Genomic DNA, 13,589 nt, shown 5'->3' on the forward strand with positions numbered 1-13,589 from the left:
CGATCGACCCGGTCGCTCCCCGCCGGTTACCGCCGGCGCTCTTCAGTCCCACCATCACGTAGCAATGCTTTGACCACCATGTCCACTTCGCCCAAGATCATCTACACCCTCACCGACGAAGCGCCCGCGCTCGCGACCTATTCGCTGCTGCCGATCGTCAAGGCCTTCACGCGTTCGTCCGGCGTCGCCGTCGAAACGCGCGACATCTCGCTCGCCGGCCGCATCATCGCGGCATTCGCAGACATCCTGCCGTCGGAGCAGAAGGGTTCCGACGATCTGGCCGAGCTGGGCCAGCTCACGCTGAAGCCGGAAGCGAACATCATCAAGCTGCCGAACATCAGCGCATCGGTGCCGCAACTGAAGGCCGCGATCGCCGAACTGCAGGCGCAGGGCTACGCGCTGCCGGCCTATCCGGAAGATCCGTCGACGGACGAAGAGAAGGCCGTCAAGGCGCGCTACGACAAGATCAAGGGCAGCGCGGTGAACCCGGTGCTGCGCGAAGGCAACTCCGACCGCCGCGCGCCGCTGTCGGTCAAGAACTACGCACGCAAGCATCCGCACAAGATGGGCGCGTGGAAGTCCACGTCGAAGGCTCACGTCGCGCACATGACCGAAGGCGACTTCTACGGCAGCGAGAAGTCGGCGCTGATCGCAGCGGCCGGCAGCGTGAAGATCGAACTGACGACCACCGACGGCGCGAAGAAGGTGCTGAAGGAAAAGACGGCCGTGAAGGCCGGTGAAGTGATCGACGCATCGGTGATGAGCCGCAACGCGCTGCGCAGCTTCATCGAAGCGCAGATCGCCGACGCGAAGGCGCAGGACGTGCTGTTCTCGGTGCACCTGAAGGCGACCATGATGAAGGTCTCGGACCCGATCCTGTTCGGCCACTTCGTGTCGGTGTTCTACCGCGACGCGCTGACGAAGCACGCGGACGTGCTGGCGAAAGCCGGCTTCAACCCGAACAACGGGATCGGCGACCTCTACGCGCGCCTGAAGGATCTCCCGGCCGACACGCGCGAGGCGATCGAAGCGGACGTCAAGGCCGAGTACGCGGTGCGCCCGCGCCTCGCGATGGTCAACTCGGACAAGGGCATCACGAACCTGCACGTGCCGAGCGACGTGATCGTCGACGCGTCGATGCCGGCGATGATCCGCGATTCGGGCGGCATGTGGGGCCCGGACGGTCAACTGTACGACGCGAAGGCCGTGATCCCGGACCGCTGCTACGCGGGCGTGTACCAGGCCGTGATCGAGGACTGCAAGCAGCACGGCGCGTTCGATCCGGTCACGATGGGCAGCGTGCCGAACGTCGGCCTGATGGCGCAGGCGGCCGAGGAATACGGTTCGCACGACAAGACGTTCCAGATTCCGGCGGACGGTGTCGTGCGCGTCATCGACGAAGCCGGCAACGTGCTGCTCGAGCACGCGGTCGAGTCGGGCGACATCTGGCGCATGTGCCAGACGAAGGACGCACCGGTGCAGGACTGGGTCAAGCTCGCGGTCAACCGCGCCCGCGCGACCGGCGCCCCGGCCGTGTTCTGGCTTGATCCGGCGCGCGCGCACGATGCGCAGATCATCGCGAAGGTCGAACGCTACCTGAAGGATCACGACACGAACGGCCTCGACATCCGCATCATGACGCCGGTCGAAGCGACGCGTTTCTCGCTCGAGCGCATCCGTGCGGGCAAGGACACGATCTCGGTCACCGGCAACGTGCTGCGCGACTACCTGACCGACCTGTTCCCGATCATGGAACTCGGCACCAGCGCGAAGATGCTGTCGATCGTGCCGCTGATGGCCGGCGGCGGGATGTTCGAAACGGGGGCGGGCGGCTCGGCGCCGAAGCACGTGCAGCAGTTCGTCGAGGAAGGCTTCCTGCGCTGGGATTCGCTTGGCGAATTCCTCGCGCTGGCCGCGTCGCTCGAACACCTCGGCAACGCATACCAGAACGCGAAGGCGCTCGTGCTCGCGAAGACGCTCGACCAGGCGACCGGCAAGTTCCTGGACGAGAACAAGTCGCCGGCGCGCAAGGTCGGCGGCCTCGACAACCGCGGCAGCCACTTCTACCTGTGCCTGTACTGGGCGCAGGCGCTGGCCGAGCAGAGCGAGGACGCCGCGCTGAAGGCGCAGTTCGAAGGTGTGGCGAAGGCGCTGTCGGACAACGAGGCGCGCATCCTGGAAGAACTGGCGGCCGCGCAAGGCAAGCCGCAGGCGATCGGCGGGTACTACCGTCCGAACGTCGAGCTGACGAGCCAGGCCATGCGCCCGAGCGCGACGCTGAACGGCATCGTCGACGCGGTCGCCTGACGCCGGCCGCGCACTCGCGCGAGCCGATGCATGTGCCGGTGCGGCGGATTGAACCGTTCGCCGCCCGGCACTCAAGAAAAACGCCCCGGTCGCCCGGGGCGTTTGTCGTTGCGGGGTTGCCATTCAGACGTGAACGATTTCCCATTCGGCGATTTCATGCGGCACTTCGAGCGTCGCGGTGTCGAGTTCGGACAGTTGCTCGCAGTCGCCGCGCGAGATATGGTCGGCCGCCACTTCGGGGCACGAGAACGCGCCGAGCAGGGCGTTGCCGAACGTCGCTTCCCAGCCGCCGTTACCCGGCAGGATGTAGAACGACCCGAGCGCTGAACCAAAGCGAAATCCCTTCATTTCCGTTCTCCCTTTCTGATCACAAGCGATTCTGTTGCGCCGTCCGCCGGTTCGCCCGGCTGTGGCCCGACTGGCTGCTTGCGCCGGATTCCGTGTCGAACGTCGTGGCGAAGCGTCAGTGCATGGAACCAAGTCTACGTCCGCGCCCCGCTCGAATGGTGCGCGTAGAGCGACTTCTCGAAACAAAAATTCCCTTTTAAAAACAATTGATTATTTTCGTCGTTTTGTATTGCGGAACGTTTTTCGGCATCGCGAAACGGGAAATTTGTGCCCTGCACCACGAATTTTTATAACGCAATGACTTGTTCCGCATCGTGAAAAATCGGCGGGTGCGAGCATCCGGCTGCAGCGGCGGAGAGCGCGAGGGCCGAGCGGAAGGCGCACAGCGCGTCCGCTGGAATGTGCGAAGGGGCGGCGCCATGCGTGCCGAAGCACCGCCCGGCGATGGCGGTCGTGACGCCGTCCGACGCAGTAACGATGCGCGCTGCGGCGTATCGCCACCCGTCCCGCGGCGGCGTTTTTCGATCCGGCCCTGCGGTTATGATGACGCGATCGCCGCGGCTCTCGCGCGGCGCTGCACGCATAACGAGGATCGATTGATGAGACGGAGAACCTTCCTGTCGCGCACCATCGGTGTCGCGGCCGCGTCGCTGTTCGCGCGCGCCGCATCGGCGCAGCATGCCGGTCACGCGGGCATGGCCGGCATGGATTCGATGGACGACATGCCGGGCATGTCGGGTATGCCAGGGATGTCGGCGCACGCGCAGCACGGCAAGCCCGCGCCGGCTGCCCTGGCGGCCGCCGACGCGCTGCCGGCCGGCGCGCCGCTCGCGACGTTGCGCACGCTGGCCAACGAAAGCCAAGAGCCCGGCACATTCCGGGCCACGCTGGTCGCTCAACCGGTGGCGCGAGCGCTGCTGCGCGGTGCGCGGCCGACCCCGTTCTGGCAGTTCGGCCCGGGCACGCAAGGCCCCGTCGTCGGCCCGCTGATCGACGTGCGCGAGGGCGATACGGTCGAGATCCGGTTCGTGAACAAGCTGCCGCAGCCGTCGACGATCCACTGGCACGGCCTGCCCGTGCCGCCCGACCAGGACGGCAACCCGTCCGATCCGGTCGCGCCCGGCGCGTCGCGCGTGTATCGCTTCACGCTGCCGAAGGGTAGCGCCGGTACGTACTGGTACCACCCGCATCCGCACATGATGACCGCCGAGCAGGTGTTTCGCGGGCTGGCCGGCCCGTTCGTCGTGCGCGCCGCGGAGGATCCGCTTGCCGGCTGGCCCGAGCGCCACCTGTTCGTGTCGGATCTGAAGCTTGCGCGGGACGGCACGATCGCGCCGAACGACATGATGGACTGGATGAACGGCCGCGAAGGCCAGTTCGTGCTGGTCAACGGTGCGCGTCGGCCGCGCATCGACGTCGCGGGCGACGAACGCTGGCGTGTCTGGAACGCGTGCAGCGCACGCTACCTGCGCATCGCGTTCGACGACGGTCGCGCGTTCGAGCAGGTGGGCACCGACGGCGGGCTGTTCGACGCGCCGCGGCGCGTGACGTCGCTGCTGATTGCGCCGGGCGAGCGCGCGGAACTGTTGGTGCGTGCCGGCGATCGTGTGTCCCGCGCGGTGCTGCAGGCGGCGGAGTACGACCGCCGCAAGATGGCGATGTCGCACGACGACGGTCACGGCAGCCTGCCGCCCGATCCGGCGCTGGCGCTGGCCGATGTCGCGTTCGCGCCCGCCGAGGCCCGCGCGCTGCCTGCCACGCTGCGCACGGTGCCGCCGCTGGGCGAACCGGTCGCGCACAAGACGGTCGCGTTCGGCGAGGAAATGGACATGGACGCGATGATGAAGGGGGCGGCGCACGGCCGCCCGGCGGGCATGCGCTTCACGATCAACGGCGATACGTACGCGCCGCATCGCGCGACGCTGACGAGCCGCCGTGGCGACGTCGAGCGCTGGGAGATCCACAACGCCACCGACATGGATCACCCGTTCCATTTGCACGGCACGCAGTTTCAGGTGATCGAGCGCGCGTCGAACGGCTCGCGCATCCCCGAGCCGTTCCGCGCATGGCGTGATACCGTGAACGTGCGCAGCGGCGAAACCGTGACGATCCTCACCACGCAGGAGATGTCCGGCGAGCGCATGTTTCACTGCCACATCCTCGAACACGAGGATCTCGGGATGATGGGAACGCTGAAGGTGATGTGATGCCGGATCGATCCGCCGTCGGGCTGGTTTGACGGCGGATCGATCGTCCCGCGATCGCACAGCGGCCATTCCTGTTCGGACGCATCCGATGTTCGATATCCACGCAATCGGACAGCGCTTAATTTCGTACTTGGCTCATATTCTTTTGAGTTGACGGTCCCTATACTCGGTCGAGTGCAATTTCCATGACGCGCTACGGTGCCGGCCCATGCGGGCGGGCATCGCCGGTGTCGCCATGACGTTGCGCGGTATTGACGCGGGCGCAAGACGATATCCGTTTCTCTTGAATTCAAACGATGTCGCGCCATGAGTGACGAAATCAAGTATTTAGGACTCTTATGAAATTAATAAGAAACCCGATGGGCGGTCTGATGAACGAAAAGCGTGCCGTGCGCGTTCTGACCTTGCGTACCATCGCGGCAAGTGTGATTGGCATGTCGAGTCTGTTGGCCACGGATGCGCGCGCTCAACTGTCGTTGCAGGAGCAGATCGATCAATTGAGCAACGCAGTCGGCCGGTTGGGCGCGACGGCCGATTCGCTGGCCGGATCGATCAACAACATCAACGACAGGCTTGCCAATTCTTCGTTGCCGTCACCCGGCACGGGGCAAAACAGCGTCGCGCTCGGGAAAAACTCGAACGCGTCCGCCACGGACAGCACGGCGCTCGGCAATTCGGCGTCGGCGACGGGCGACGCGAGCGTCGCGCTGGGCAAGGGCGCGAACGCGAGCGCCGACCAGAGCATGGCGGCAGGCACCGGCGCGACGGCATCGGGCGCGAACAGCTCCGCGGTCGGCGTGAATGCGTCGGCGACGGGTGTGGACAGCACGGCGCTCGGCAATTCGGCATCGGCGACGGGCGATGAGAGCATCGCACTCGCGTCGGCGACGGGCGACGCGAGCGTCGCGCTCGGCAAGGGCGCGAATGCGAGCGCCGAGCAGAGCATGGCGGCCGGCACCGGCGCGACGGCATCGGGCGCGAACGGCTCGGCGGTCGGCGTGAACGCGTCGGCGGCGGGCGTGGACAGCACGGCGCTCGGCAATTCGGCGTCGGCGACGGGCGACGCGAGCGTCGCGCTCGGCAAGGGCGCGAATGCGAGCGCCGAGCAGAGCATGGCGGCCGGCACCGGCGCGACGGCGTCGGGCGTGAACGGTACGGCGCTTGGCGCGCAGGCCGCGGCGGCCGGCAATGCGAGTCTCGCGGCCGGAGCCGGTGCGTACGCATCGGGTGCGAACAGCACCGCGGTGGGTGTCGGCGCGCTGGCGGGCGCGGACAACAGCATGGCGCTGGGCGCGGCAGCGGCCGCAACGGGAGACGCGAGCATGGCGAACGGCGTGCGCGCCCAGGCGCTCGGCGCGCGCAGCGTCGCGGTTGGCACGGGCGCGGTCGCGGCCGGCAACGGCAGCGTGACGCTCGGCTCGGGGGCATCGGCGGCCGGCGCGCACAGCACGGCAATCGGTACGGACGCGGTCGCGACCGGCGCGAACTCCGTGGCGCTGGGGAGCGGCTCGGTGGCGGATCGTGACAATACCGTGTCGGTGGGCACGCCGACGAACGAGAGGAAGATCGCCAACCTCGCGGACGCCGTGCTGCCTTCGGATGCCGTGAACCTCCGTCAACTCAACGCGGTCGCGCGACGTGCCTACAGCGGCGTCGCGGCGGCCACCGCGCTGACGATGATTCCGGATGTCGATCCCGGCAAGACGATTGCCGTCGGCATGGGCTTTGGCAGCTATCTCGGCTATCAGGCCGGCGCGTTCGGCGCGTCGGTCCGGCTCCGCGAGAACCTGAAGATGAAGATCGGCGCCGGCTTTAGCTCCGCGGCGACGACGTGGGGCGCGGGCGCGTCGTACAGCTGGTAACGAATGGCGCCGGCGGCGTTGCCGGCGTGTCGGATCCGGTACGCCGCACGTGTCGCCAGCAAGTGCGGGTATCGGGCGGGCGCGGCGCTTCGGCGGCGCGCCCGTTTTTCATGCGCCACGCATTCGCATCTTTGGCGCGACAATCGTATATTGCGCGCCGCGATTGTATGAAAACGGCAATCAAATCGCCGATGCATTGGCGCTTTGAAAGATGCGCCACAAAAAAAGAAACCCGGCATATGCCGGGTTTCTTCATCCGAAATCCGTTGCCTTCAGGCAGCCTGGATATTCGAAGCCTGCTTGCCCTTCGGGCCTTGGACGACCTCGAAGCTTACCTTCTGGCCTTCCTTGAGGGTCTTGAAACCCTGCATGTTGATGGCCGAGAAGTGCGCAAACAGATCTTCACCGCCCTCGTCGGGAGTGATGAAACCGAAGCCCTTCGCGTCGTTGAACCACTTAACGATACCAGTTGCCATTTTCCTACTTCCCCTGTCACACAGTCGCTGCTACTTACCACGAGCACGCTCGAAAAGCTAAACGACCGGAAAATACAGCCGTTCCCCCCTCACAAGCTCACCTTCGGCCTCTTTCATTTCGCCGTCAGACGAATTGAAAAAAGTGCCAGCTTGATTGTTGGCGCTCTTTATTGGAGTGTCAAGTGGAATTTTTAGACGGTTGGAGGGTCGTTGTAAAGAACCCATTTTCAGGGTTTTTCCGGCTTTGCTTTGCAGCATGTGGCCAAGCGCGGGGGCTTGAAAAGCCGCATAATCGGCTCATATACCAGGCTCGAGTGACACGCGTTCGAGTCGTCCCGGCTTGTGGGATACTGGATGCGGACACGACGTTCCGGTGCGACTCCCACTGACGGTTCGTGTTCCGCGCCATGCGTGAAAGCCGGCACCGCAGCCGGCTTTCGTATGGCGCGAGGGCGATCGCGTGTTCCGGGATACCGGGGAGGGCGCCGGCCGGTCGGTCGGGTAATGGCAGGATTGCGGGCCTGTCCGAGTTGTTTAGAATGGGTGTATGGCGATTATCCCGGACAAGCAGGACAGTACCGTCCTGGAACGCAAGCAGCAGAAGCTGAAGCCGCCTTCGATGTACAAGGTGGTGCTGCTGAACGACGACTTCACGCCGATGGAATTCGTCGTGATGGTGGTCCAGGAGTATTTCAAGAAGGATCGCGAGACGGCCACGCAGATCATGCTGAAGGTCCATCGCGAAGGGCGAGGGGTTTGTGGGGTCTATACGCGGGACATCGCGTCGACCAAGGTTGAGCAAGTCGTTACCCATGCGCGGCAGGCAGGGCATCCGCTGCAGTGCGTGATGGAGGAAGCATGATTGCCCAGGAATTGGAAGTCAGCCTGCACATGGCGTTCATGGAAGCACGCCAGGCGCGCCATGAGTTCATTACGGTCGAGCACCTGCTGCTGGCCCTGCTGGATAATCCGACGGCAGCCGAGGTGTTGCGCGCGTGTGCGGCCAACATCGAGGACTTGCGTCAGAACCTGCGCAATTTCATCCACGACAACACACCTACCGTCCCGGGCACCGACGATGTCGATACCCAGCCGACGCTCGGGTTCCAGCGCGTGATCCAGCGCGCGATCATGCACGTCCAGTCGACGTCGAACGGCAAGAAGGAAGTCACCGGCGCGAACGTGCTGGTCGCGATCTTCGGCGAGAAGGATTCGCACGCCGTCTACTACCTGCAGCAGCAGGGCGTCACGCGTCTCGACGTGGTGAACTTCATTTCGCACGGTATCGCGAAGACGAACAGCGGCGAAGCCGCGAAGTCGACCGACGCGAACGCGGAAAGCGAGGACGCGAACGCGCAGAAGGAAACGCCGCTCGCGCAGTTCACGCAGAACCTGAACCAGATGGCGAAGGACGGCCGCATCGATCCGCTGATCGGCCGCGAGCCGGAGGTCGAGCGCGTCGTGCAGGTGCTGTGCCGTCGCCGCAAGAACAACCCGCTGCTCGTCGGCGAAGCCGGCGTCGGCAAGACCGCGATCGCCGAAGGGCTCGCGTATCGGATCACCCGCGGCGAAGTGCCGGACATCCTCGCGAACGCGCAGGTGTATTCGCTCGACATGGGCGCGCTGCTCGCGGGCACCAAGTATCGCGGCGATTTCGAGCAGCGTCTGAAGACGGTGCTGAAGGAGTTGAAGGAGCGGCCGCACGCGATCCTCTTCATCGACGAAATCCATACGCTGATCGGCGCGGGCGCCGCGTCGGGCGGCACGCTCGATGCATCGAACCTGCTGAAGCCGGCGTTGTCGTCGGGCACGCTCAAGTGCATCGGCGCGACGACGTTCACCGAGTACCGCGGCATCTTCGAGAAGGATGCGGCGCTGTCGCGGCGCTTCCAGAAGGTCGACGTGACGGAGCCGAGCGTCGAGCAGACGGTCGCGATCCTGCGCGGGCTGAAGTCGCGCTTCGAGGAGCATCACGGCGTCAAGTACTCGTCGGGTGCGCTGTCGGCCGCGGCCGAACTGTCGGCGCGCTTCATCACCGACCGTCACCTGCCGGACAAGGCGATCGACGTGATCGACGAGGCGGGCGCCGCGCAGCGGATCCTGCCGAAGTCGAAGCAGAAGAAGACGATCGGCAAGGGCGAGATCGAGGAAATCATCTCGAAGATCGCGCGCGTGCCGGCGCAGAGCGTGTCGCAGGACGATCGCAGCAAGCTGCAGACGCTCGATCGCGACTTGAAGAGCGTCGTGTTCGGCCAGGATCCGGCGATCGATGCGCTCGCGGCCTCGATCAAGATGGCGCGCGCGGGCCTCGGCAAGATGGACAAGCCGATCGGCGCGTTCCTGTTCTCCGGCCCGACGGGTGTCGGCAAGACCGAAGTGGCGCGCCAGCTCGCGTTCACGCTCGGCATCGAGCTGATCCGCTTCGACATGTCGGAATACATGGAGCGTCACGCGGTGAGCCGGCTGATCGGCGCGCCGCCGGGCTACGTCGGGTTCGACCAGGGCGGCCTGCTGACCGAAGCCGTCACGAAGAAGCCGCATTGCGTGCTGCTGCTCGACGAAATCGAGAAGGCGCATCCGGACATCTTCAACGTGCTGCTGCAGGTGATGGACCACGGCACGCTGACGGACAACAACGGCCGCAAGGCGGATTTCCGCAACGTCATCATCATCATGACGACGAACGCGGGCGCCGAGTCGATGCAGAAGGCGACGATCGGTTTCACGACGCGCCGCGAAACGGGCGACGAGATGACCGACATCAAGCGCCTGTTCACGCCGGAATTCCGCAACCGCCTGGATGCGATCATCAGCTTCCGCTCGCTCGATGAGGAAATCATCATGCGTGTGGTCGACAAGTTCCTGATCCAGCTCGAGGAACAGCTGCACGAGAAGAAGGTTGACGCGCTCTTCACCGACGCGTTGCGCAAGCATCTCGCGAAGCACGGCTTCGACCCGCTGATGGGCGCGCGGCCGATGCAGCGGCTGATCCAGGACACGATCCGGCGCGCGCTGGCCGACGAACTGCTGTTCGGCAAGCTCGTCAACGGCGGTCATGTGACCGTCGACGTCGACGAAAGCGACAAGGTGCAGTTGTCGTTCGACAAGCTGGCGAATCCGCCGCACAAGCCGAACGAAGAGACGGTCGAAGTCGAGTAAGCGATCATTCGTTGTTCATGCGAACGGCGCGGGAAGTTCTCCGCGCCGTTTCGTTTTATCCGGCGCCGGCGGCGCGATGGTGGTGCAGGGGAGTGGTAACGCAGTGACACAACAACAACGGTCGTTCGACGATATCGTCGCGCGCGAACAAGGGTTGCGCCACGCGCTGACGTCGGGGCAGATGGCGATGATCGCGATCGGCGGCGCGATCGGCACGGGGCTGTTCCTCGGCAGCGGGTTCGCGATCGGGCTCGCCGGCCCGAGCGTGCTGGTTTCCTATGCGATCGGCGCGCTGATCGCGCTGCTGCTGATGGGCGCGCTCGCGGAAATGACCGCCGCGCATCCGACGGCCGGCTCGTTCGGCGCGTATGCCGAGCATTACGTCGGCCCGCTCGCGGGCTTCCTGGTGCGCTATGCGTGCTGGTTCGCGGTCGTGTTCGCGATCGGCACCGAGATCAGCGCGATCGCCGTGTTCATGAAGTACTGGTTTCCGGCCGTGCCCGGCTGGTACTGGGTGATCGGCTTCTCCGCGCTGCTGATCGCGGTGAATCTCGCCAGCGTCACGCTGTACGGGACGGTCGAATACGCGTTCTCGTTGCTGAAGATCGCGGCGATCGTCGTGTTCATCGTGCTCGGCGCGTTTCTCGTGTGGTCGGCGCCGGCCGCATCGGGCGTCGGTTTCGCGAACTACACCGCGCACGGCGGTTTCATGCCGAAGGGGCCTTGGGGTACCTGGGTCGCGGTGATCGTCGCGATTTTCAGCTACATGAGCATCGAAGCCGTCGCGATCGCGGCCGGCGAGGCGCGCGATCCGCAGCACGCGGTCACGCGCGCCTTCCGCTCGACCGTGTTCCGGCTCGTGCTGTTCTACCTGCTGACGCTGTCGCTGATGCTGGCGATCGTGCCGTGGACGCAGGCCGGCACCGACGAAAGCCCGTTCGTGAAGGTGATGGCCGCGACGCACGTGCCGTATGCGGCGGGCGTGATCAACTTCGTGCTGCTGATCGCGGCGCTGTCGGCGATGAACAGCCAGCTCTACGTGACGACGCGGATGATGTTCAGTCTGTCGCGCGCGCGCCTCGCGCCGGCGGTATTCGGCCGGCTGGGCGCGAACGGCGTGCCGCGCGCCGCGCTATGGATTTCGACGAGCGGCGTCGCGGTGGCCGCCGTGCTGGTTGCGCTGGCGCCCGACACCGCGTTCACGGTGATGATGGCGATCGCGATGTTCGGCGCGCTGTTTACGTGGCTGATGATCTTCGTCACGCACCTGCGCTTCCGTTCGAAGTATCGGGGCCCTACGCTCGCGTTCCGGATGTGGGGGCACCCGTTCGGCAGCCTGCTCGGCGCGGCGCTCGTCGCGGCGATCCTGCTGACGACCGCTTTCACGCGCGAATTCCGGATGACGATGGTGGTCGGCGTCGTGTTCGTCGTGCTGCTGACGCTCGCCTACGCGCTGCATTACCGGCACCGGCACGCGCGCTGATCGCGCGGCCCCGTTTTTCGTGCTGCGTGGCTCAGTGGCGGCCGGTGCTGCCGAAGCCGCCTTCGCCGCGATCGCTCTCGGCGAATTCGTGGACGATGTTGAACTGCGCCTGCACGACCGGCACGATCACGAGCTGCGCGAGCCGTTCGAACGGGTTCAGCACGAATTCGGTCTGGCCGCGGTTCCACGTCGAGACCATCAACTGACCCTGATAGTCGGAGTCGATCAGGCCGACGAGATTGCCGAGCACGATCCCGTGCTTGTGGCCGAGGCCCGAGCGCGGCAGGATCAGCGCCGCATAGCCGGGATCGGCGAGGTGGATCGCGAGGCCCGTCGGCACGAGCGTGGTTTCGCCCGGCTTCAGCGTGACCGGGGCGTCGAGGCACGCGCGCAGGTCGAGGCCGGCGCTGCCGGCGGTCGCGTAGGCGGGCAGGTAGTCGCGCATGCGCGCGTCGAGAATCTTCAGGTCGAGTTTCATGCGGTCGTCGAATCGGTCGGGAAGGGCGCGGCGGCCAGTGCCGCCGCGCGGGATCAGATCAGGCGGTTGTCGGGCAAGCGCTTCGCGATTTCCGCGACGAGCGCATGCGCGAGTTCGTCCTTGGGCGCGCGCGGCAGGCGCGTGAGGCCGGCGGCCTCGAACAGCACGACTTCGTTGTCGTCGCGCCCGAACGTCAGCGGGCCGAGGTTGCCGACGAGCAGCGGCACGTTCTTGCGCTTGCGCTTCTCGTCGCCGTGCACGTCGAGGTCGCCGCTTTCGGCCGCGAAGCCGACGCAGAACGGCGCATCGGGCAGCGCCGCGACCGACGCGAGGATGTCGGGGTTCTCGACGAACGCGAGCGCCGGCATCTTGCGGTCGGCCGTCTTCTTCATCTTGTGCTCGGCCGGCTGGTCGACGCGCCAGTCGGCGACCGCCGCCACCGCGATGAAGATGTCGGCATCGGCGACCGCCTGCATCACCGCGTCGTACATTTGCTGCGCGGTCTGCACGTCCTGGCGGGTCACGCCCCACGGCGTGTCGAGCGCGACCGGCCCGGCGACGAGATGCACGTCGGCGCCCGCCTGCTGCGCGGCGCGCGCGAGCGCGAAGCCCATCTTGCCGCTGGAGCGGTTCGTCAGGCCGCGGACCGGGTCGAGCGGCTCGAACGTCGGGCCGGCCGTGATCAGCACGCGCCGGTGCGCGAGCACCTTCGGCGCGAAGTGCGCGACGATCGCTTCATAGATCGCCTCGGGCTCGAGCATGCGGCCGTCGCCGACTTCGCCGCACGCCTGCGCGCCCGAGTCCGGGCCGAGCACCGATACGCCGTCCGCGCGCAGTTGCGCGGCGTTGCGTTGCGTGGCCGGGTTCTGCCACATCTGGCGGTTCATCGCGGGCACGACGAGCAGCGGGCAGTCGCGTGCGACGCACAGCGTCGACAGCAGGTCGTCGGCGAACCCGTGCGCGAGCTTCGCGAGGAAATCCGTCGACGCGGGCGCGATCACGATCGCGTCGGCTTCGCGCGACAGGTCGATGTGCGCCATGTTGTTGTCGATGCGCGCGTCCCACTGGCTCGTATAGACGGGCCGCCCCGACAGCGCCTGCATCGTGACGGGCGTGATGAACTGGGTGGCGGCGTCGGTCATCGCGACCTGCACGGTCGCACCGGCCTTCACGAGCAGCCGCGTGAGTTCGGCGATCTTGTAGCAGGCGATGCCGCCCGTCAGGCCGAGAACGAGGTGTTTTCCTGCGAGTTCTGCGTGTGCCAACTCA

At 66.1% G+C, this 13,589-nt stretch carries 10 protein-coding genes; 6 read left to right on the forward strand and 4 right to left on the reverse strand.

From position 1 onward, the window contains the following. Positions 1 to 78: 78 nt before the first annotated feature. Positions 79 to 2,307 carry an NADP-dependent isocitrate dehydrogenase gene (locus tag KPB06_RS11340; RefSeq protein ID WP_059576877.1) on the forward strand — a complete coding sequence of 743 codons (2,229 nt, stop codon included), beginning with the start codon at positions 79 to 81 and terminating at the stop codon, positions 2,305 to 2,307. Between the two features lie 123 nt (positions 2,308 to 2,430). Here KPB06_RS11340 and KPB06_RS11345 read toward each other — a convergent pair whose 3' ends face one another. Beyond that, complete coding sequence (locus KPB06_RS11345) at positions 2,431 to 2,655, reverse strand: hypothetical protein (RefSeq protein WP_006490888.1); 225 nt, start codon at positions 2,653 to 2,655, stop codon at positions 2,431 to 2,433. 599 nt (positions 2,656 to 3,254) lie between these two features. Between KPB06_RS11345 and KPB06_RS11350 the strand changes: the two genes are divergently transcribed. Together KPB06_RS11350 and KPB06_RS11355 are read left to right on the forward strand one after the other, a co-directional pair. Then, positions 3,255 to 4,862, forward strand: a complete 1,608-nt coding sequence (locus KPB06_RS11350) for a multicopper oxidase family protein (protein WP_059576874.1) — start codon at positions 3,255 to 3,257, stop codon at positions 4,860 to 4,862. Between the two features lie 434 nt (positions 4,863 to 5,296). Beyond that, positions 5,297 to 6,724: a YadA family autotransporter adhesin gene (locus KPB06_RS11355; RefSeq protein WP_275920443.1), complete on the forward strand. Its 1,428-nt coding sequence runs from the start codon at positions 5,297 to 5,299 to the stop codon at positions 6,722 to 6,724. A 272-nt stretch (positions 6,725 to 6,996) separates the two neighbouring features. Here the strand turns inward: KPB06_RS11355 and KPB06_RS11360 are convergent, their stop codons facing one another. Next, complete coding sequence (locus KPB06_RS11360; protein ID WP_004196460.1) at positions 6,997 to 7,200, reverse strand: cold-shock protein; 204 nt, start codon at positions 7,198 to 7,200, stop codon at positions 6,997 to 6,999. 547 nt (positions 7,201 to 7,747) lie between these two features. On the opposite strand from KPB06_RS11360, the gene clpS reads away from it, so the two are divergent. From clpS to KPB06_RS11375, 3 genes are all read left to right on the forward strand, one after another. Next, a complete protein-coding gene (gene clpS / locus KPB06_RS11365) occupies positions 7,748 to 8,062 on the forward strand; it encodes an ATP-dependent Clp protease adapter ClpS (RefSeq protein WP_006398529.1) in 315 nt (104 codons plus the stop codon). Continuing rightward, entirely contained in the window at positions 8,059 to 10,359 is a 2,301-nt protein-coding gene (clpA, locus tag KPB06_RS11370) for an ATP-dependent Clp protease ATP-binding subunit ClpA (RefSeq protein WP_059576869.1), read from the forward strand. The genes clpS and clpA overlap by 4 nt, the downstream gene beginning before the upstream one ends. Positions 10,360 to 10,462: 103 nt before the next feature. Then, positions 10,463 to 11,842, forward strand: a complete 1,380-nt coding sequence (locus tag KPB06_RS11375) for an amino acid permease (protein ID WP_275920444.1) — start codon at positions 10,463 to 10,465, stop codon at positions 11,840 to 11,842. A gap of 31 nt (positions 11,843 to 11,873) precedes the next feature. On the opposite strand, the gene dut is transcribed toward KPB06_RS11375, so the two are convergent. Then, positions 11,874 to 12,320: a dUTP diphosphatase gene (gene dut / locus KPB06_RS11380; protein WP_099316743.1), complete on the reverse strand. Its 447-nt coding sequence runs from the start codon at positions 12,318 to 12,320 to the stop codon at positions 11,874 to 11,876. 53 nt (positions 12,321 to 12,373) lie between these two features. Next, positions 12,374 to 13,585, reverse strand: coding sequence for a bifunctional phosphopantothenoylcysteine decarboxylase/phosphopantothenate--cysteine ligase CoaBC (coaBC, locus tag KPB06_RS11385; RefSeq protein ID WP_059576862.1), 1,212 nt, complete (start codon positions 13,583 to 13,585; stop codon positions 12,374 to 12,376). Between the last annotated feature and the right edge of the window lie 4 nt (positions 13,586 to 13,589).

Source organism: Burkholderia semiarida (assembly GCF_029268935.1).
Taxonomy (GTDB): domain Bacteria; phylum Pseudomonadota; class Gammaproteobacteria; order Burkholderiales; family Burkholderiaceae; genus Burkholderia; species Burkholderia semiarida.

What these genes read in the sequence shown, in the direction of transcription:
- KPB06_RS11345 (WP_006490888.1), bottom strand. Translation starts at nt 2,655, where the DNA reads ATGAAGGGATTTCGCTTTGGTTCAGCGCTCGGGTCGTTCTACATCCTG.
- KPB06_RS11355 (WP_275920443.1), top strand. Translation starts at nt 5,297, where the DNA reads ATGTCGAGTCTGTTGGCCACGGATGCGCGCGCTCAACTGTCGTTGCAG.
- clpS (WP_006398529.1), top strand. Translation starts at nt 7,748, where the DNA reads ATGGCGATTATCCCGGACAAGCAGGACAGTACCGTCCTGGAACGCAAG.
- dut (WP_099316743.1), bottom strand. Translation starts at nt 12,320, where the DNA reads ATGAAACTCGACCTGAAGATTCTCGACGCGCGCATGCGCGACTACCTG.
- KPB06_RS11360 (WP_004196460.1), bottom strand. Translation starts at nt 7,200, where the DNA reads ATGGCAACTGGTATCGTTAAGTGGTTCAACGACGCGAAGGGCTTCGGT.
- KPB06_RS11340 (WP_059576877.1), top strand. Translation starts at nt 79, where the DNA reads ATGTCCACTTCGCCCAAGATCATCTACACCCTCACCGACGAAGCGCCC.
- KPB06_RS11350 (WP_059576874.1), top strand. Translation starts at nt 3,255, where the DNA reads ATGAGACGGAGAACCTTCCTGTCGCGCACCATCGGTGTCGCGGCCGCG.
- clpA (WP_059576869.1), top strand. Translation starts at nt 8,059, where the DNA reads ATGATTGCCCAGGAATTGGAAGTCAGCCTGCACATGGCGTTCATGGAA.